At 62.0% G+C, this 17,117-nt stretch carries 14 protein-coding genes; 10 read left to right on the top strand and 4 right to left on the bottom strand.

Annotation, left to right across the window (positions count from 1 at the left end; genetic code table 11):
* Positions 1 to 221 precede the first annotated feature (221 nt).
* The gene (gene gltX / locus BSY240_RS19135; protein WP_069043377.1) at positions 222 to 1,679 is read left to right on the top strand and encodes a glutamate--tRNA ligase; all 1,458 of its coding nucleotides are present in this window, start codon (positions 222 to 224) and stop codon (positions 1,677 to 1,679) included.
* A 191-nt stretch (positions 1,680 to 1,870) separates the two neighbouring features.
* Positions 1,871 to 3,367, top strand: a complete 1,497-nt coding sequence (lysS, locus tag BSY240_RS19130; RefSeq protein ID WP_069043376.1) for a lysine--tRNA ligase — start codon at positions 1,871 to 1,873, stop codon at positions 3,365 to 3,367.
* A gap of 103 nt (positions 3,368 to 3,470) precedes the next feature.
* Here lysS and BSY240_RS19125 read toward each other — a convergent pair whose 3' ends face one another.
* Positions 3,471 to 3,878, bottom strand: coding sequence for a tautomerase family protein (locus BSY240_RS19125; protein ID WP_054148655.1), 408 nt, complete (start codon positions 3,876 to 3,878; stop codon positions 3,471 to 3,473).
* A gap of 100 nt (positions 3,879 to 3,978) precedes the next feature.
* Here BSY240_RS19125 and BSY240_RS19120 point away from each other — a divergent pair, with 100 nt between their 5' ends.
* Positions 3,979 to 4,869, top strand: coding sequence for a LysR substrate-binding domain-containing protein (locus BSY240_RS19120; RefSeq protein ID WP_083229678.1), 891 nt, complete (start codon positions 3,979 to 3,981; stop codon positions 4,867 to 4,869).
* A 121-nt stretch (positions 4,870 to 4,990) separates the two neighbouring features.
* On the opposite strand, the gene BSY240_RS19115 is transcribed toward BSY240_RS19120, so the two are convergent.
* Together BSY240_RS19115 and BSY240_RS19110 are read right to left on the bottom strand one after the other, a co-directional pair.
* Positions 4,991 to 6,355, bottom strand: a complete 1,365-nt coding sequence (locus tag BSY240_RS19115; protein WP_069043374.1) for a M20 family metallopeptidase — start codon at positions 6,353 to 6,355, stop codon at positions 4,991 to 4,993.
* A gap of 110 nt (positions 6,356 to 6,465) precedes the next feature.
* Positions 6,466 to 7,965 (bottom strand): hypothetical protein, encoded by a 1,500-nt coding sequence (locus BSY240_RS19110; protein ID WP_069043373.1) that lies wholly within the window; start codon positions 7,963 to 7,965, stop codon positions 6,466 to 6,468.
* A 246-nt stretch (positions 7,966 to 8,211) separates the two neighbouring features.
* Here BSY240_RS19110 and BSY240_RS19105 point away from each other — a divergent pair, with 246 nt between their 5' ends.
* The 5 genes from BSY240_RS19105 to arsA all read left to right on the top strand — a co-directional run bounded on the left by BSY240_RS19105 (position 8,212) and on the right by arsA (position 13,578).
* Positions 8,212 to 9,099 carry a metal ABC transporter substrate-binding protein gene (locus BSY240_RS19105; RefSeq protein ID WP_069043372.1) on the top strand — a complete coding sequence of 296 codons (888 nt, stop codon included), beginning with the start codon at positions 8,212 to 8,214 and terminating at the stop codon, positions 9,097 to 9,099.
* Positions 9,096 to 9,983 carry a manganese/iron ABC transporter ATP-binding protein gene (locus BSY240_RS19100; RefSeq protein WP_269465950.1) on the top strand — a complete coding sequence of 296 codons (888 nt, stop codon included), beginning with the start codon at positions 9,096 to 9,098 and terminating at the stop codon, positions 9,981 to 9,983. Before BSY240_RS19105 ends, BSY240_RS19100 begins: the two co-directional genes overlap by 4 nt.
* Positions 9,964 to 10,872 carry a metal ABC transporter permease gene (locus BSY240_RS19095; RefSeq protein WP_069043371.1) on the top strand — a complete coding sequence of 303 codons (909 nt, stop codon included), beginning with the start codon at positions 9,964 to 9,966 and terminating at the stop codon, positions 10,870 to 10,872. The genes BSY240_RS19100 and BSY240_RS19095 overlap by 20 nt, the downstream gene beginning before the upstream one ends.
* Positions 10,869 to 11,726 (top strand): metal ABC transporter permease, encoded by an 858-nt coding sequence (locus tag BSY240_RS19090; protein ID WP_069043370.1) that lies wholly within the window; start codon positions 10,869 to 10,871, stop codon positions 11,724 to 11,726. The genes BSY240_RS19095 and BSY240_RS19090 overlap by 4 nt, the downstream gene beginning before the upstream one ends.
* An 82-nt stretch (positions 11,727 to 11,808) precedes the next feature.
* Positions 11,809 to 13,578: an arsenical pump-driving ATPase gene (gene arsA / locus BSY240_RS19085; protein ID WP_069043369.1), complete on the top strand. Its 1,770-nt coding sequence runs from the start codon at positions 11,809 to 11,811 to the stop codon at positions 13,576 to 13,578.
* A gap of 15 nt (positions 13,579 to 13,593) precedes the next feature.
* Here the strand turns inward: arsA and BSY240_RS19080 are convergent, their stop codons facing one another.
* Positions 13,594 to 14,490 (bottom strand): DMT family transporter, encoded by an 897-nt coding sequence (locus BSY240_RS19080; RefSeq protein ID WP_069043368.1) that lies wholly within the window; start codon positions 14,488 to 14,490, stop codon positions 13,594 to 13,596.
* A 185-nt stretch (positions 14,491 to 14,675) separates the two neighbouring features.
* Between BSY240_RS19080 and BSY240_RS19075 the strand changes: the two genes are divergently transcribed.
* On the top strand, positions 14,676 to 15,584 hold the full coding sequence (locus BSY240_RS19075) for a LysR substrate-binding domain-containing protein (RefSeq protein WP_054150229.1): 909 nt from the start codon (positions 14,676 to 14,678) through the stop codon (positions 15,582 to 15,584).
* A 283-nt stretch (positions 15,585 to 15,867) separates the two neighbouring features.
* Entirely contained in the window at positions 15,868 to 17,025 is a 1,158-nt protein-coding gene (locus BSY240_RS19070) for an ABC transporter substrate-binding protein (RefSeq protein WP_069043367.1), read from the top strand.
* The last annotated feature ends 92 nt before the right edge of the window (positions 17,026 to 17,117 follow it).

Below are 17,117 nucleotides of genomic sequence, written 5' to 3'. Positions count from 1 at the left end.
CTTGCAGAAAAATTTCGAAATTTCGGCAATGGCCTCTGACGCGCCTGTTTCCGTGGTTTTTCTTGACGCACGGCCATGAATATGGCCTTAAGGCCTCGCGGTGGAACAGGCGGTCCTCTGGGCCCCACCCTGTCCATCGCAGGCCATCATCGGCAGTCTCACAATTTTTCGATCCAGCGCCAAGGCGCCAGGTCCCCCGCACGCACCACGAGCTGAATTTCATGACCACATCAGGCGTCCGCGTCCGCATCGCACCCTCCCCCACCGGCGAACCCCATGTCGGCACTGCCTATATCGCGCTGTTCAACTATCTCTTCGCCAAGAAATTCGACGGCGAGTTCATCCTGCGCATCGAGGACACCGACGCGACGCGCTCGACCGCCGAATTCGAACAGAAGGTGCTGGACGCGCTGAAATGGACCGGCCTCACCTGGTCGGAAGGCCCCGATGTCGGCGGCCCCTACGGCCCCTATCGCCAGTCCGAGCGCAAGGATCTCTACCGCCCCTTCGTCGACAAGATGCTCGCAAACGGCGGTGCCTTCCACTGCTTCTGCACGCCCGAGCGCCTGGACGCCATGCGCGAAGCCCAGCGCGCCGCCGGCAAGCCGCCAGGTTATGACGGCCACTGCCTGCATCTGAAGGCCGAGGAAGTGACCGCCCGCGTTGCCGCAGGCGAGCCGCATGTCGTGCGCCTGAAGGTGCCGACCGAAGGCTCCTGCGACTTCCATGACGGCGTCTATGGAGATGTCTCGATCCCCTGGGAAAGCGTCGACATGCAGGTCCTCTTGAAGGCCGACGGCATGCCGACCTACCACATGGCAAACGTCGTCGACGACCACATGATGAAGATCACCCACGTCGCCCGCGGCGAGGAATGGCTGGCATCGGTGCCGAAGCACATCCTGATCTACCGCCATCTCGGCCTTGAACCGCCGGTTTTCATGCACCTGTCGCTGATGCGCAATCACGACAAGTCGAAGCTGTCGAAGCGCAAGAACCCGACCTCGATCTCCTACTACTCGGCCCTCGGCTACCTGCCGGAAGCCCTGATGAACTTCCTCGGCCTGTTCTTCATCCAGATCGCCGAAGGCGAAGAACTGCTGTCGATGGAAGAACTGATCGAGAAGTTCGACCCCGACAACCTCTCCAAGGCCGGCGCGATCTTCGACATCCAGAAGCTCGACTGGCTGAACGGTCGCTGGCTGCGCGAAAAGCTGACACCGGAAGACTTCGTCGCCCGCGTGCTCGACTGGTCGATGGAGAACGACCGCCTGGTCGAAGGCCTGAAGCTTGCTCAGAGCCGTGTGACCAAGCTCGGCGAACTGCCGCCGCTCGCCGGCTTCCTGCTCGCCAACGACGTCGGTCTTTCGCCCGCCTCCTTCGGCGGGTTGAAGACCAGCCCGGCTGAGACGCTCGAAATCGTCACCACCGTTCAGGCGGATCTCGAAAAGATCCTCGAATGGAACGTCGCGACCATCGAGGAAGAGCTGCGTGCGATTTCAGAGCGCATGGGAAAGAAGCTCCGCGTCGTCACCCCGCCCCTCTTCGTCGCCGTCTCCGGCAGCCAGCGCTCGCTGCCGCTGTTTGACTCGATGGCGCTGCTCGGTCGCTCGGTCGTGCGCCAGCGGCTGAAGGTGGCGATCCAGGTGCTGACCGCGATGGCGGGTGCGCAAAACTGATTTGAATGAGTGCCACCTCTACGGGTGGCGCAGAAACTACCCCCCTCTGCCCTGCCGGGCATCTCCCCCACAAGGGGGGAGAGCGGGCAAGCCCGAACCGGCGGAGACCACTCTCACCCTTGTGGGGGAGATGTCACGAAGTGACAGAGGGGGGTGAAACACACTCCAGGCCGACCTGAGGCAAATACACGATGACCGAACAGACCACCGAAACCGCCCTCTCCTCCGACCCGACGGAAGTCCGCCGCCAGAAGCTTGCATTGCTGCGCGAACAGGTGGGCGACGTCTATCCGGCGCATTTCCACCGCACGATGACCAATGCGGAATTCGCCGAGAAATATGCGGGCCTGGAACTGGACGAAACCTCTGACGACATCGTCACTGTCGCCGGTCGCGTCTATTCCTCGCGCAATTCCGGCATGTTCATGGACATCCATGACGCCTCGGGCAAGATCCAGATATTCTCCCACAAGGACACGACCCCGGAAGAAGCCCGCGCGCTTCTGCCGATGATCGATCTCGGCGACATCATCGGTGTCAAGGGCCAGGTGCGTCGTACGAAGCGTGGCGAGCTGACCATCAATGCCCATGAAATCACCATGCTGACCAAGACGCTTCTCCCCATGCCGGAGAAGTATCACGGTCTCTCCGACATCGAGCTGCGCTACCGCAAGCGCCATCTCGACATCCTGAGCAACGAGGATTCCAAGCTCCGCTTCCTGCAGCGCTCCAAGATCATCTCGGGTCTGCGCCGCTTCATGGAAGGCGAAGGCTTCCTCGAGGTCGAGACGCCGATGCTGCAGACGGTCTATGGCGGGGCGACCGCAGACCCGTTCAAGACCTTCCACAACACGCTGAAGATGGACATGTATCTGCGCATCGCGCCGGAACTGTTCCTCAAGCGTACCCTGGTGTCGGGCCTTGCCGACAAGGTGTTCGAAGTCAACCGCAACTTCCGCAACGAAGGTGTGTCGACCCGCCACAATCCCGAATTCACAATGATGGAATGCTACTGGGCCTATGCCGACTATGACGACGTCATGGGCCTCGTCGAGCGCCTGTTCGAAAGCCTCGCGGTTGCCATCCACGGCTCGACCGACGTTGTCTATGGCGACAAGACGCTGTCCTTCAAGGGTCCGTTCAAGCGCGTGCCGATGCCCGAGGCAGTCAAGGAAGCGACCGGCATCGACTTCCTCGCGATGAAGACCGACGAGGAAGCCCGCACCGCCGCCAAGGCCGCCGGCTTTGCCGTCGAGAAGGACTGGACCTGGGGCGAATGCCTCGCCTTCATCTTCGAAGAAAAGGTCGAGGGCACGCTGATCCAGCCGTCCCATGTGACGCATTTCCCGAAGGACATCTCGCCCTTCGCCAAGGAAGTGCCGGGCGAGCCGCGCCTCGTCGAGCGTTTCGAGACCTATTGCAACGCCTGGGAAGTCGGTAACGCGTTTTCCGAACTCAACGACCCGGAAGAGCAGCGCAAGCGAATGGTCGAGCAGCTCGAACAGGCCCATTCGCGCGGCGAAAAGGACAAGCAGCTCGACGACGAGTTCCTCGATGCCATCGACCAGGGCATGCCGCCCGCCGGCGGCCTCGGCATCGGCGTCGACCGCCTGATCATGCTTCTGACCAACGCCCCGTCGATCCGCGACGTCATCCTCTTCCCGGCCCGCCGCAACAAGGCTGACTGATCAGGGCAAGACGGGATTCCATGATCTTTCCTAAGACAGAGAACGCTCGCAGCCGGAAGACTGCGAGCGCGCATGGGCGAGCCTAAACACCTTTAGTCTCGTGTCAGATATCGGTGCCGCGTTGCTGGGCGATTTCCATGGCAAACACACCATTGCCGACGCTCCAGTCCGAATAGTCATTTTCGTGCATGAAGATGAAGATGTCTTTCGGAGAAATCTCGGCCCGCGTTTCCAAATTCTGTGCGATGGCCGCATAGAGCGCGCGCTTCATGGCGTCGCTTCTGCCGCGCCGCATGGTGATTTCGACCACGATGACAGCATCCGAACGAGCAATACCGTTAAAGCCGCGATCACAGAAAAACTCGCCGTCGCGATACTCGCTGACGAGATTGAACAGTTCGTCCTGGGGCATGCCTATAGCCCCGACCAGCGCATCGTGAATGCCCTCGACAATGTGCCGTCTGCGCAGGACATCGGTTCCAAGGGGCAAGGCGGTTCTGATGAAGGGCATAATGCAACCTCTCTGATTTATTGAAGATTACTGCGAATTATCACGCTGACCATGCCGCACATATTGACATTTAGATCCGTTGTTTGTGACTTTCGCTCACATGAAGAACCGAAAGAACCTTCCAGTGGCAGCACTCCGTGCCTTTGAGGCAGCTTCGCGCCATGGTACCCTTACGGAAGCTGCCGAGGAGCTATCCGTGACCCATAGCGCAATAAGTCGGCATGTCAGCCATCTGGAAGCGGCAATCGGAACACAACTGTTTGAAGGCCCACGGAATCGTCCTCGGCTGACGCCCGAAGGCCGGGTTTTCGGTTTTGCGCTAACGGCGGCCTTCGACCAGATTGAAGATGCATTGCGCCTCATCTCCAGGGGCGAAGACAGCATACTGGACGTCGCCTGTCTGAGCACCTTCGCCATCCGCTGGTTGGTGCCACGCCTGCATGACTTCACCGCCAGGCATCCCGGCTACGATGTGCGGCTGGCGACCGATGACCGAGCACCGCGCAATCCGGTAGATGTTGAGATCCTGATCATGGCACCGGGCTCGGTGGTCCAATCTGACTATGCGCTGCTATTCCAGGAACAACTGGGGCTGATCTTCGCGCCGTCGATTGCGACCGGGCCCATACCTGACGCCATCGCCTGGGTGAGCGAGTTGCCTCGATTGGAAACGCGGACACGCATAAATGTCTGGCAGGAATGGGCACGTTTGATCGATGAAAAGTGTGCAGACAGCGCAAGGGCGTCAAGAACTTTCGACCACTATCATCTGACCATCGAGGCTGCCCTGAATGGTCTTGGTGCGGCCATCGCTCCCTGGCATCTTGTCGCCACGGACGTAATCGCGGGCCGACTGTTGGCACCATTTGGCTTCCGCCAAAGCGAATATAGCTATTTCATCAAAGTTACACGCAGGGGTCGGCGCAAGACCCAACACTTCGTTGAATGGCTGACCGGAGCCATTGCCGAGTTTCCGCCACCGATGCGCTGAAGGACACGGCATATCGGGTGAGGCATCTGCCAGACATCGCGTTTGTGCGCAGCCTGGCCTAATTCGACCCGGCACATGCACTTATCTTCGCCTCCGTGCCATAACCAAAATCTCACACGGCTCACGGCGCGCCCTTTTCCGCAATATCGAGAAACAGCCCCGTCATGATCCGCATGCCCTCCTCCGCAATTGACAGGAGCGCATGCTCGTTTGGCCCATGCTGGCCGCAGTCTGCATGCGCATGCGGGATCCAGATCGTCGGGACGCCCAGCACGTCGGTGAAGACATCATTCGGCAGCGAACCCGCGAGATTGGGCAAAAGATGCGGCGCCTTGCCGGTCGTTGCCGTGATTGATTGCTCGACAAAGCGCACCCAGGGATGATCGGGCGGAAAGCGCGTCGCCTTGAAGGCCGGACCCTTGGCCCGGATCTCCACCATCGGAAAGCCTGCGGCATCGAGATGACGCCTGAGCGCCGGCAGGATCTCGTCCATATCGGTGCCGACGACAAATCGCAGCTGACAGGTCGCCCGCGCCGATCCGGAAATGGCATTCTGCGGGGCCGCGATGTTCCCTGCCGAAATCGCGAGAACTGCCAGCGAGTTCCAGCCGAAGACTCGTTCGGAGGGCGTCAGATCCGCCTCCCCCCAATCGGCATCATGCCGACGCGGCGGCAAATCCTTCAAGGCTGCGCGAATATCCGGCGTCAGGCTCGTCGGCCGCCATTCCGGCACCAGGAGCTGGCCGCGCCGATCGACTATGGCGGCGATGGCATGGGTGAGCAGGATCACCGGATCTGCCAGCAGGCCACCAAAATTGCCGGAATGATGATCCCCCGGCCTCAAATCCACGACGAGATCGAAGCTTAAGCCGCCGCGCGAGCCCATGAAGATCGTCGGTGTCTCGACCTGCAGCCTCGGCCCGTCGGAGGCAATCAGCACATCCGCCGACAACAGGTCGCGTTCGCGCTCGAAGAACTCGCGCAAGCCGTAAGACCCGGTCTCCTCCGCCATTTCCAGCACGAGCTTGACGTTGAAGCCGAGGCGCCCCTGCGCCTTGATCACCGTCTCCAGAGCCTTGATGTTGATCAGGTGCTGGATCTTGTTGTCGGCGGTGCCCCGGCCGTAAAGCCGGTCGCCTTCCTGTGTCAGCCGGAAGGGGTGCAAGCCCTCGCGCCAGCGGGACGCCTCGCCGTTGCAGACATCCCCATGACCGTAGATCAGGATGGTCGGCAAGCCTGCATCCTCGATCCGCACGCCGACGAGAAGGGGCGCACCACCGGCCAGGGGATTGTCGAAAATCCGGCAGTCGCATCCGATGCCTTCGAGCATCGGCCTGACATCCTCCGTAAGATAGGTGATGAGATCCTCCGGCAGCCCCTCCGATTGGCTGACCGAAGGGCGCGCGACAAGCGTTGCGAGATCAGCTGCGAGACCGCCACCCGAAGCATAATCGGATGCATGCTGAATAAGGGTCGTGCGTTCCATCGATTCCCGGTCGTGTTGCGTGGGACCTTCCGACGCGAGACTACAGGATTCGAGGTCTATGACGACCCGTCAGCGCAGAAATTCAGGAATGCAAGGCCGACCAGCAAACCTCAGTGATCGGCTTTCGCATGCTCGTCACCTTCGGCTTTGGCCTTGGGCGGCAGGATTGCTTCGTCTTCCGCGGGTGGATGCGCATCAGTCGCAGCACCATGCTCTTCCGGCTTCGTTGCCGGCGCGGCAGCAGCCGCACCCTCTGGTGCAATCGGCTGCGCCCGCATCTTCTCGAGCCAGGCAGCCCCGTGGTCGTCACTCTTGGCACCATCCGAAGCCTCGGCGGGCTTGGCTTCAGCGGCGACATCTGCGACGGGCGCCTCCTCCTCGGAACCGCCAAGCCCAACCATGCTCTTCAGCGATGAGAACCAGCCGTCGCCTTCGGCGGGCGCCTCTTCGGCAACAGACGTGTCACCGGCAGCAGTGTCATGGCCTGCGGCTTGTTCGATTGCACCGTCGTGGCTGCTTTCATCTGCGCTGTGGGCCGCAGCCTCATCGACAACAGCGGCATTCTCTTCTGTATGCGCGATCTGTTCAGCACCATGCTCGGGCGCAGCCGCATGCGCTGCCTCGGCAGTCGGTTCTTCAGCATGCGCAGCAGGATCCGATGCAGCATGATCGGTCGCCGCGTCTCCATGCGCGACAGCAGCCGGCTCCGCATGATCCTCGGCAACCGCCTCGTGTCCTTCGTCGGCCACGGCACCATGACCGTCGGCGGGCGCGGCATGGCCATCCGCCGGTGCGGCATGCCCTTCGGCTGGCGCTTCATCGCCGCCGAGACCGACCATGCCCATCAACGAGGCCATCCAGCCCTTGCTCTCTTCGGCGCCATGTTCGGCAACCGGCGTTTCCTCGCCATGCTCACCATCAGGCGCATCGCCATGACCTTCGGCATCACCCTTGGCATCCGCCTCTCCATGCCCGTCGGCCGACTTTTCGCCATGGGCATCCTCGGCGCCATGCGCCGGCGCCTTACCGTGACCATCGGCGGCCTTCTCGCCATGGCCCTCGGCCTCCGTCACCAGACCTTCCGGCTTGACGCAATCCGTCTGGTCGTTGAGCTTGGCAACGAGCGCCTGAATATCCGCTTCGAGCATGTCGACACGCTCGCCGAAGAACTCGCCATTCGGCGCGGCAAGACCGTCGGCATAACGCGCCGTCAGAACACGCGCTGACATTTCCTCAGGCACGTGGCTCGGATCCGGCACATAGATGATATCAGCCCCGACCGCACGACCGCGCATGCCCGAGCGATCCTTTGGGCCGCTGGTGTCAAGCACGACCACCTGAACCAGGTCGGCCTTCTTTGTTTCCTGCAGGGTCTTCGCCACGCGAAGCGCGGTCTTGACACGGGCAAGCCCGTCACCGGGTTCATCTGTGGTGATGAATTTGCGCACCCAGAAGCGATCCTTTTTATGGATCTCGACGGTCTTCACCTCGGTGCATTCGAGGCCGTTCAACTCCGCATAGGAGGGGCCGAGCAGCTTGTCCGCGCCGATATAGACGGCAGCTGCACCCGTGCCGCCGAGGGTGACGAGAACCCCGCCCAAAATCAGCATGAGCTTTCGTGAAAGGTGGATCTTGGGCACCTTCACGCTTGGAACTCCGCCATGACACCGTCCCGACTGTTTACGCAATACTGGATGTGAGCATACGCCCCTCTCCTTGCGGAACCTTTAACCCCGGCTTTCCAGTTCCGGGACAGATCACGGAAAGCTTTTTGCAAATGATTTGCAAAAGCGTTGACATCAGCGCGAAGCGCGATAGGTTTTAATGAGAATGACTTGCAAGAACAGGAATGGACCATGGTCTCAAAGCTTGCCTGCCGTCTTTTTGCCCTCGCGCTGATGCTGCCGGGGGTGGCCCTTGCCAACGACAAGCCCAAGGTCGTCACGACCTTCACCGTCATTGCCGATATCGCCCAGAACGTTGCCGGCGACGCGGCAACGGTGGAAAGCATCACCAAGCCCGGCGCAGAAATTCACGGCTATCAGCCGACACCGCGCGATATCCTGAAGGCCCGCGACGCCGATCTGGTGCTGCGCAACGGCCTGAACCTCGAAGCCTGGTTCGAAAAATTCCTCGCCAATCTCGGGGATGTGCCAACGGTCACCGTCAGCGACGGCATCGAGCCGATCGGCATTGCCGGCGGCGCCTATGACGGCAAACCCAACCCGCATGCCTGGATGTCGCCGGAAAATGCGCTGATCTATGTCGAGAACATCCGCAAGGCCCTGACAGAGATCGACCCGGCCAATGCTGCGATCTACGAGGCCAATGCCCGGACCTATTCGGACAAGATCCGCGCCGAAATCGAGCCGATGAAGGCGGAAATTGCCAAGATACCGGAAAACGAGCGCTTCCTTGTCACCAGCGAAGGCGCCTTCTCCTACCTCGCCCGCGACCTCGGCATGAAAGAACTCTATCTCTGGCCGATCAATGCAGACAGCCAGGGCACACCCCAACAGGTCAAGGCCGTCGTTGACCAGGTGATCGAAAACAAGATCCCCGTCGTATTCTCCGAGAGCACCGTCTCCGACAAGCCGGCCAGCCAAGTCGCAGCCGAAACCGGGGCACGCTATGGCGGCATCCTTTATGTGGATTCCCTGAGTGAGCCCGACGGCCCGGTCCCGACCTATCTGGATCTCCTGAAGGTGACGGTTTCGACCATCGTGAAGGGATTTGCCGGATGATCATGGGATCGGGCGCAAGACGCAGCCGCGAAGGCATCGCCGCAGATGATGTGACGGTGACCTATCGCAACGGCCACACAGCCTTGCGTCATGCGAGCTTTGCAATCCCGCCCGGAACCATCACTGCCCTTGTCGGCGTCAACGGCGCCGGCAAGTCCACCCTGTTCAAGGCGATCATGGGCTTTGTGCCGGTTGCCTCAGGCGAAATCCGCGTGCTCGGCATGAGCGTCAAACAGGCGCTCAAACAAAATCTCGTCGCCTACGTCCCCCAGGCGGAAGAAGTCGACTGGAACTTCCCCGTCCTGGTCGAAGACGTCGTGATGATGGGCCGCTACGGCCACATGAACTTCATGCGCATCCCCTCGAAACGCGATCACCAACTGGTCGACGAGGCGCTCGCCCGCGTCGGCATGGGCGATTACCGCAAGCGCCAGATCGGCGAGCTCTCCGGCGGCCAGCGCAAACGCGTCTTCCTTGCCCGTGCGCTCGCCCAGGAAGGCCAGGTGATCCTGCTCGACGAGCCCTTCACCGGCGTCGATGTCACCACCGAAGAACAGATCATCGGCTTGATGAAGGATCTACGGGCAGAGGGCCGCGTCATGCTGGTTTCGACCCACAATCTCGGCAGCGTGCCCGACTTTTGCGACCGCACCATCTTCGTGAAAGGAACGGTTATCGCCTCCGGCAAGACCGAGGACACCTTTACCGAAGAGAACTTGAAAACTGCCTTCGGCGGCGCGCTGCGTCACTTCGTGCTCGCCGGCCGCGACCTGCACGACGACGACGATGGCCGCGAGGTCACCGTCATCACCGACGACGAACGTCCATTCGTCATCTATGGCCAGCCGAAACCGGGAGCCGCCGATGCTCGCGACCCTGGTTGAGCCCTTCACCTACGACTACATGCGCAACGCCATTCTGGTGTCTGCGCTTGTGGGCGGCGTCTGCGGATTTCTGTCCGCCTATCTGATGCTCAAAGGCTGGTCGCTGATCGGCGACGCGCTCTCCCATGCCATCGTGCCGGGCGTTGCCGGCGCCTATATGCTGGGTCTGCCTTTTGCCTTCGGCGCGTTCATGTCCGGCGGACTGGCGGCGATGGCCATCCTCTTCCTCAACCAGCGCACCAAGCTGAAGGAAGACGCGATCATCGGCCTGATCTTCACATCCTTCTTCGGCCTTGGCCTGTTCATGGTCTCGATCTCACCCGTCTCGATCGACATCAAGACCATCGTGCTCGGCAACATCCTCGCGATCACGCCGGCCGACACGCTACAGCTCGTGCTGATCGGCGGCGTCAGCCTCATCGTGCTGACGCTGAAGTGGAAGGACCTGATGGTCACCTTCTTCGACGAGAACCACGCCCGCTCCATCGGTCTCAAACCCGAACGCCTCAAGGTGATGTTCTTCACTTTGCTGGCCGCCTCCACGGTCGCCGCCATGCAGACCGTCGGCGCCTTCCTCGTCATCGCCATGGTCGTCACGCCAGGTGCCACCGCCTATCTGCTCACAGACCGCTTCCAGCGGCTGATACTCATGGCGCTCGGCATCGGTGCCGGCACGAGCTTTATTGGCGCCTATGCGAGCTATTTTCTCGATGGCGCGACCGGCGGCATCATCGTCGTCCTGCAGACCATCATCTTCCTGGCAGCCTTCCTCTTCGCCCCGAAGCACGGCTTGCTCGCAGCCCGCAGCCGCGCCCGCGAAGCGCTGGAGCCCATGCCTTCCGCATCGACGGCAGAGCCCCAGCGGTTAGCCGAGGAGCGGACCGCATGAGCGAAATCCTCGAACTGGCCATCCTCCCCTTCCAGCTGCCCTTCATGCAGACGGCTTTCCTGGTCACGCTGATGATTGCCATTCCAATGGCGCTTCTCTCATGCCTGCTGGTGCTCAAGGGCTGGTCACTGATGGGCGATGCTGTCTCGCATGCCGTGCTGCCCGGCGTTGTCATCGCCTATATCGCCGGCATTCCGCTGGCGATCGGCGCCTTTGTAGCCGGTCTCGTCTGCGCGCTTCTCACCGGCTTCATCAAGGAGAACAGCCGCATCAAGGAAGACACGGTGCTCGGGATCGTCTTTTCCGGCATGTTCGGCCTCGGCCTCGTGCTCTATGTCAAGGTCCAGAGCTCCGTGCACCTCGACCATATCCTCTTCGGCGACATGCTGGGCCTGCTGACCTCCGACCTCATAGAAACCGGCCTGATCGCCCTCTTCGCCACGGCGTTCCTCGTCGTCTTGCGCAAGGATCTTCTGGCCCATGCCTTCGATCCGCAGCACGCACGCGCCATCGGCCTCTCGGTCCGCCTGCTGCATTACGGCCAGCTCGCCGTGCTCTCGCTGGTCGTCGTCGGCGCCTTGAAGGCTGTTGGCATCATCCTGTCGGTCGCCATGCTCGTCGCTCCAGGCGCCATCGCCTTCCTGCTCACGAAGCGTTATGCAACGATGCTGGTGACGGCTGTGATCGTCGCGGTCTCGTCCTCGCTGGCGGGCATCTATCTGAGCTTCTTCATCGACAGCGCACCCGCCCCGACGATCGTCTTGATCATGAGCGGCATCTTCATCCTCGCCTTCTTCCGCACGCTCTGGCAGGCGAGGAGCGTAAACCCCATCGCCGCAGCAGAAGACGCCTGATCGTCCTGCCACTTGGCATGGATCAAGTCCGCAAGGGCGATGGCGGGCTAGGGTCATTCCATCAACGCGAGGATGGATACCCATGTCGACGATGAAACTGCTTCAGAAACCCACCCGCCACCTCTTCTTCACCGGCAAGGGTGGCGTCGGCAAGACGTCGCTCAGCTGCGCGACCGCCATTGCGCTCGCCGATCAGGGACTGAAGATCCTGCTTGTGAGCACCGACCCCGCCTCCAATCTCGACGAGATGCTGGGCGTGACCCTTGGCAGCGATCCGACACCGGTGCCGGGAGTGTCAGGCCTGTCCGCGATGAACATTGATCCTGAAGCCGCGGCCGAAGACTACCGTTTGCGCGTACTCAGCCAGATGGGACCTGAAGCCACCGACAAGGATCGCGCCACCGTGCGCGAACAGCTCTCCGGCGCCTGCACCACCGAGATTGCCGCCTTCGACGAATTCGTCGGCCTGCTCGCCGATGACGACCCACGCTTCGACCACATTATCTTTGACACGGCCCCAACCGGCCACACGCTGCGGCTCCTCAGCCTGCCCAAGGCCTGGACCGGTTTCCTGGAGGCCAACGAACGCGGCGCCTCCTGCCTTGGGCCCCATTCAGGCTTAAAAATGCAGGAGGACCGCTTCCGCACGGCACTGGAATGCCTCGGCGATCCCGCCCGCACCACGATCGTGCTCGTCACCCGCGCCGATCGCGGCGCGATCCGCGAAGCGGCCCGGACCGCCGGAGAACTCTCCGAACTCGGCCTCTCCAACCAGATGCTTGCTGTCAACGGCCGCTTCACACCATCAGATCCGAAAGACCCTGTGGCCACAGCCTTCGCGGCAGAACAGACAAAGGCGCTGACCGACCTGCCGCCCGCACTGGCATCGCTCCCCCGCGACGAAGTGGGGCTGAAATCCTTCGACATGGTGGGGCTCGACGCCCTGCGCGGATTGCTGTCCGAAACGGCTCTCACGCCTCCTGCCGATACCGCAGACGACACCTTCGAAAGTCCAGACCTCCCGCGTCTCTCGACGCTGGTCGACGAAATCGCGGCAAGCGGCAAGGGCCTCGTGATGGTCATGGGCAAGGGCGGTGTGGGCAAGACCACCGTTGCCGCAGCCGTCGCCGTCGGGCTCGCCGCCCGCGGCCATACGGTCCATCTCACCACGACAGACCCGGCAGCCCACCTGTCCTTCGTCGTCGGCGCCAACGCCATGCCCGGCCTGACGGTCGATCGCATCGACCCAGAGGCAGAGACGGCCCGTTACATCGACAAGATCATGTCCACCAAGGGCCGGGATCTCGATGACGCCGGCCAGGCCTTGCTGCGCGAGGATCTCGCCTCGCCCTGCACGGAGGAAGTCGCCGTCTTCCACGCCTTCTCCCGCGTCGTCGGCGAAGCGCGCTCTAACTTCGTGGTCATCGACACGGCCCCGACAGGCCACACGCTGCTGCTGCTCGATGCAACAGGCGCCTATCACCGCCAGATGACACGCCACATGGACGACAATGCTCCCGGGCGCATGGTGACCCCGCTGATGCGCCTGCAGGACCCCGCCTTTACGCGCGTCCTGCTCGTCACGCTGCCGGAGACGACACCGGTCTCGGAAGCATCAGCCCTGCAGGACGACCTGCGTCGCGCAGGCATCGCGCCCTATGGCTGGGTGGTCAACAAGTCGATGGCAATCACAGGCACCCGCGACCCGCTCCTGCGCGCCCGCATCCGGGGCGAGAAGGCGCAGATCGAAAGGGTGAAGCGCGATTGCGCAAGCCGTGTCTATGGCCTGGACTTCCGCCCGATCGCACCGGTTGGGTTGGAAGAACTGAAAGAGATCGCTGAGGAGGAATAAGACCTCCGCAGCATATCATACCCGTGCCTCTTCCTCGGCGCGCTTGGCACGGCGCGACACCACCCATTCCCGCCAGACCGTGAAGAGGCCGGCGCCGACAACGATCACGGCGCCGACCACCGTGTTCCAGCGCAGCACTTCGCCAAACACGGTGACCGCAATCATAGCACCCAGCACAAGCTGCCAATAGGAGATCGGCTGGACGATCACGGCATCGAGGTTTTCATAGGCTTTGATCAGCGAAAGATGCCCGATGATACCGGTGCAACACAGCGCTAACATCAGGCCCCATCCCACCGGCGTGAACGGCGTCCAGAAGAAAGGACCGAGCAGGTTCGAGCCGATGAACCCGACGATCGCCAGATAGAAGAAACTCGTCGACGGCTGGTCGTCGCGACTGACGAGACGTGTGGCAATCCCGTAGATCGCGCCGAGCACGGCGCAGATCAACGGCAGCCAGATATAGCTATTGAAGCCGTCACCGCTGGGCGCAAGCATGATGACGACGCCGACAAGGCCGAAAAGGATCGCGGTCCAGCGCCGCCAGCCGACCTTTTCGCCGAGGATGGGCATGGAGAGGAGTGCCACGAAAATCGGCCCGGCCGCGAAGATCGCCTGGCTCTGCGCCAGCCCCACCTGGGTAAAGGCGACGATCGAGATCAGGATCTGCAAGAAGAGAATGAGGCCCCTGAGGACCTGCAGAAACGGCCGCTTCGTGTTGACCGCGACGCTCAGGCCACCGGACGACCGCATCGCCAGGAACAGCGCGAAGGCGACAAAGGCCCAGTAGCGCACCATGGCCACCTGAACCGGCGAGTGGGTCTCGCCGAGATGCTTGGAAAGGCCGTCCTGAATGGCAAAGACGGAAAATGCGAGAAAGGTGAAGAGATAGCCGAGCGGCGTCGATTTCATGGGACGAAAATGCTTTGCACGAGGAAGGATCCGTGGGCGAACCAACGGCGCGGGCCATGCAATCCTACACCTTGGCCGCGTGTTGCCTAGTGCAGTTTTGCAAAGCTGCCGTGTAACCTGACAACCCTTCGCCTGGCGCCTTTCGATCAGCTTGCCTCCAGACGGGCGCCGTGCTTCATAAGCTCATGGCCTTCACCCTCCGTCAGTTGCAGTATTTCGTCGCCGTTGCCGAACAGGGGTCGGTGACGCGCGCTGCCCAAAACCTGCTGATCTCCCAGTCTTCCGTCACCGAGGCGATCAAGGAACTCGAGGGCGATCTCGGCGTCGAACTCTTCGAGCGCCACCCACGCGGCCTGACGATCACCTATAACGGCCACCAGTTTCTGCGCCACGCAACGAAGATTCTGGCCGATGTCTCCGATGCCCGCAACGTTTTCACCGAGACCCAGAACAGCACCGGCGGCACGCTCAACATCGGCGTCACCTCGCTCGTCGCCGGCTACGTGCTGTCAGATCTGCTGGCCCGCTACCGCCGCGCCTGCCCGGGCGTCGAAGTCTCCGCGATCGAGGACAACGGCTCCTATCTCGAACACCTGCTGATCGGCGGCGAACTCGATGTCGCCGTCATGGTGATCTCCAACCTGCGCGACCGCATGGCGCTGCAGGCCGAGATCCTGGAAACCTCGCCCTACCGTCTGTGGCTGCCCATTGGCCACCCGCTCGTCTCCGCCGACATCATCTCGATTGCCGACATCACACGAGAACCGCTGATCATGCTGACAGTGGACGAAATCGAGGAGAACACCGGCAAGCTCCTGTCGGCGCTCGGCGCCCGCCCGCATGTTGCCTTCCGCACCCGATCGGTTGAAGCCGTCCGCAGTCTCGTCGCCACCGGCGCCGGCGTGGCGCTCCTCCCCGACCTCGTCTACCGCCCCTGGTCGCTGGAAGGCGACCGCATCGAAAGCCGCGACGTCTCCGGCGCGCTTCCGGTGGTGCAGGTCGGCATGGTCTGGCGGAAGGGCTCGAGCCTGCCGCAATCCGCGCGGGATTTCGTGGGGATCGCTGAGGCGAGCCGCAGTGGGCGGGTCAGGTGAAGTGTAGTGATTGCCCCTCATCCGGCTGCCGCCACCTTCTCCCCGTGAACGGGGAGAAGGCCGATGCGGCAGCGTCGTGCTCCCTTCTCCCCGCCTGCGGGGAGAAGGTCCCGGCAGGGGGATGAGGGGCATCCCCACGAACCAGGAGAAAATCCGCCGCCATCGGAAAAACCGATACCGGCATTCTGACGAATGAATTTGCGAATGCGGTTAATTCGCGGCAACTTTCTTTCCGGGAACATAAAGCCGCAAAACGCGGCCCTCACAACCGGGAGACCTCGCGATGAAATCTCTTTTGAAGTCTTGCACTGTCCTCGCCTCCATCTTGAGTATGACCACCGCTGCTGTCGCCCAGGAGCCTTTGCAGGCACTCGGAGCCGGCGAAGGCGCACTCTCCATCGTCGCCTGGGCCGGCTATATCGAGCGCGGCGAAACCGACAAGAATTTCGACTGGGTCACCGAATTCGAGAAGAAAACCGGCTGCATGGTCTCGGTGAAGACCGCCGCCACCTCGGATGAAATGGTCGCCCTGATGAACGAAGGCGGCTTTGACCTCGTCACCGCCTCGGGCGATGCATCGCTGCGCCTCGTGGCCGGCAAGCGCGTCCAGCCGATCAACACGGCCCTCATCCCCTCCTGGAGCACCATCGACGAGCGCCTGCAGAACGCCCCCTGGCACACCAAGGACGGCGTCCATTACGGCACGCCTTACGTCTGGGGCCCGAACGTCTTGATGTACAACACCAAGGCCTTCGGCGACAAAGCCCCCGACAGCTGGAACGTCGTCTTCGAAGAGATGACGCTCGCCGACGGCAAGTCGAACAAGGGTCGCGTCCAGGCCTATGACGGCCCGATCCATGTCGCTGATGCTGCCAACTACCTGATGTTCCACAAGCCGGAACTTGGCATCAAGGACCCCTTCGAGCTGAACGAAGACCAGTACAAGGCAGCCCTTGACCTCCTGCGCGTCCAGCGCACGCTGGTCAGCCGCTACTGGCACGACGCCTTCATCCAGATCGACGATTTCAAGAACGAAGGCGTGGTTGCCTCCGGATCCTGGCCCTTCCAGGTCAACCTCCTGAAGGCCGACCAGCCCGTCGCCTCTGTCTTCCCGAAGGAAGGCGTCACCGGCTGGGCCGACACGACCATGCTGCATGCCGAGAGCGAGCACCCGAACTGCGCTTATATGTGGATGGAGCATTCGCTCTCGCCCAAGGTCCAGGGTGACGTCTCCGCCTGGTTCGGCACGGTTCCCTCGGTTCCATCAGCCTGCAAGGGCAATGCGCTCCTGACCGATGACGGCTGCAAGAACAATGGCTTCGAGAACTTCGAGAAGATCAAGTTCTGGAAAACCCCGGTCTCCAAGTGCGAAAGCCAGGGCGAATGCGTCCCCTACCACCGCTGGGTTTCCGACTATATCGGCGTAATCGGCGGACGGTGATCGTTTCCCCTTCTCCCCAGCGGGGAGAAGGTGGTCCGCAGGACCGGATGAGGGGGAGGCGAAGCCTCTAGCCTCTCGTGGGGCCTCCTGGC

The sequence above is a fragment of the Agrobacterium sp. RAC06 genome, assembly GCF_001713475.1.
GTDB lineage: Bacteria > Pseudomonadota > Alphaproteobacteria > Rhizobiales > Rhizobiaceae > Allorhizobium.
The sequence above is the reverse complement of the archived record's forward strand: the minus strand, read 5'-3'. Positions and strand labels throughout refer to the sequence as shown.

Coding starts and splice junctions, on each gene's coding strand:
- BSY240_RS19125 (WP_054148655.1), bottom strand. CDS start 3,878: ATGCCCTTCATCAGAACCGCCTTGCCCCTTGGAACCGATGTCCTGCGC.
- BSY240_RS19120 (WP_083229678.1), top strand. CDS start 3,979: ATGAAGAACCGAAAGAACCTTCCAGTGGCAGCACTCCGTGCCTTTGAG.
- BSY240_RS19115 (WP_069043374.1), bottom strand. CDS start 6,355: ATGGAACGCACGACCCTTATTCAGCATGCATCCGATTATGCTTCGGGT.
- arsA (WP_069043369.1), top strand. CDS start 11,809: ATGTCGACGATGAAACTGCTTCAGAAACCCACCCGCCACCTCTTCTTC.
- BSY240_RS19070 (WP_069043367.1), top strand. CDS start 15,868: ATGAAATCTCTTTTGAAGTCTTGCACTGTCCTCGCCTCCATCTTGAGT.
- lysS (WP_069043376.1), top strand. CDS start 1,871: ATGACCGAACAGACCACCGAAACCGCCCTCTCCTCCGACCCGACGGAA.
- BSY240_RS19075 (WP_054150229.1), top strand. CDS start 14,676: ATGGCCTTCACCCTCCGTCAGTTGCAGTATTTCGTCGCCGTTGCCGAA.
- BSY240_RS19090 (WP_069043370.1), top strand. CDS start 10,869: ATGAGCGAAATCCTCGAACTGGCCATCCTCCCCTTCCAGCTGCCCTTC.
- BSY240_RS19095 (WP_069043371.1), top strand. CDS start 9,964: ATGCTCGCGACCCTGGTTGAGCCCTTCACCTACGACTACATGCGCAAC.
- BSY240_RS19105 (WP_069043372.1), top strand. CDS start 8,212: ATGGTCTCAAAGCTTGCCTGCCGTCTTTTTGCCCTCGCGCTGATGCTG.
- gltX (WP_069043377.1), top strand. CDS start 222: ATGACCACATCAGGCGTCCGCGTCCGCATCGCACCCTCCCCCACCGGC.
- BSY240_RS19080 (WP_069043368.1), bottom strand. CDS start 14,490: ATGAAATCGACGCCGCTCGGCTATCTCTTCACCTTTCTCGCATTTTCC.
- BSY240_RS19100 (WP_269465950.1), top strand. CDS start 9,096: ATGATCATGGGATCGGGCGCAAGACGCAGCCGCGAAGGCATCGCCGCA.
- BSY240_RS19110 (WP_069043373.1), bottom strand. CDS start 7,965: ATGCTGATTTTGGGCGGGGTTCTCGTCACCCTCGGCGGCACGGGTGCA.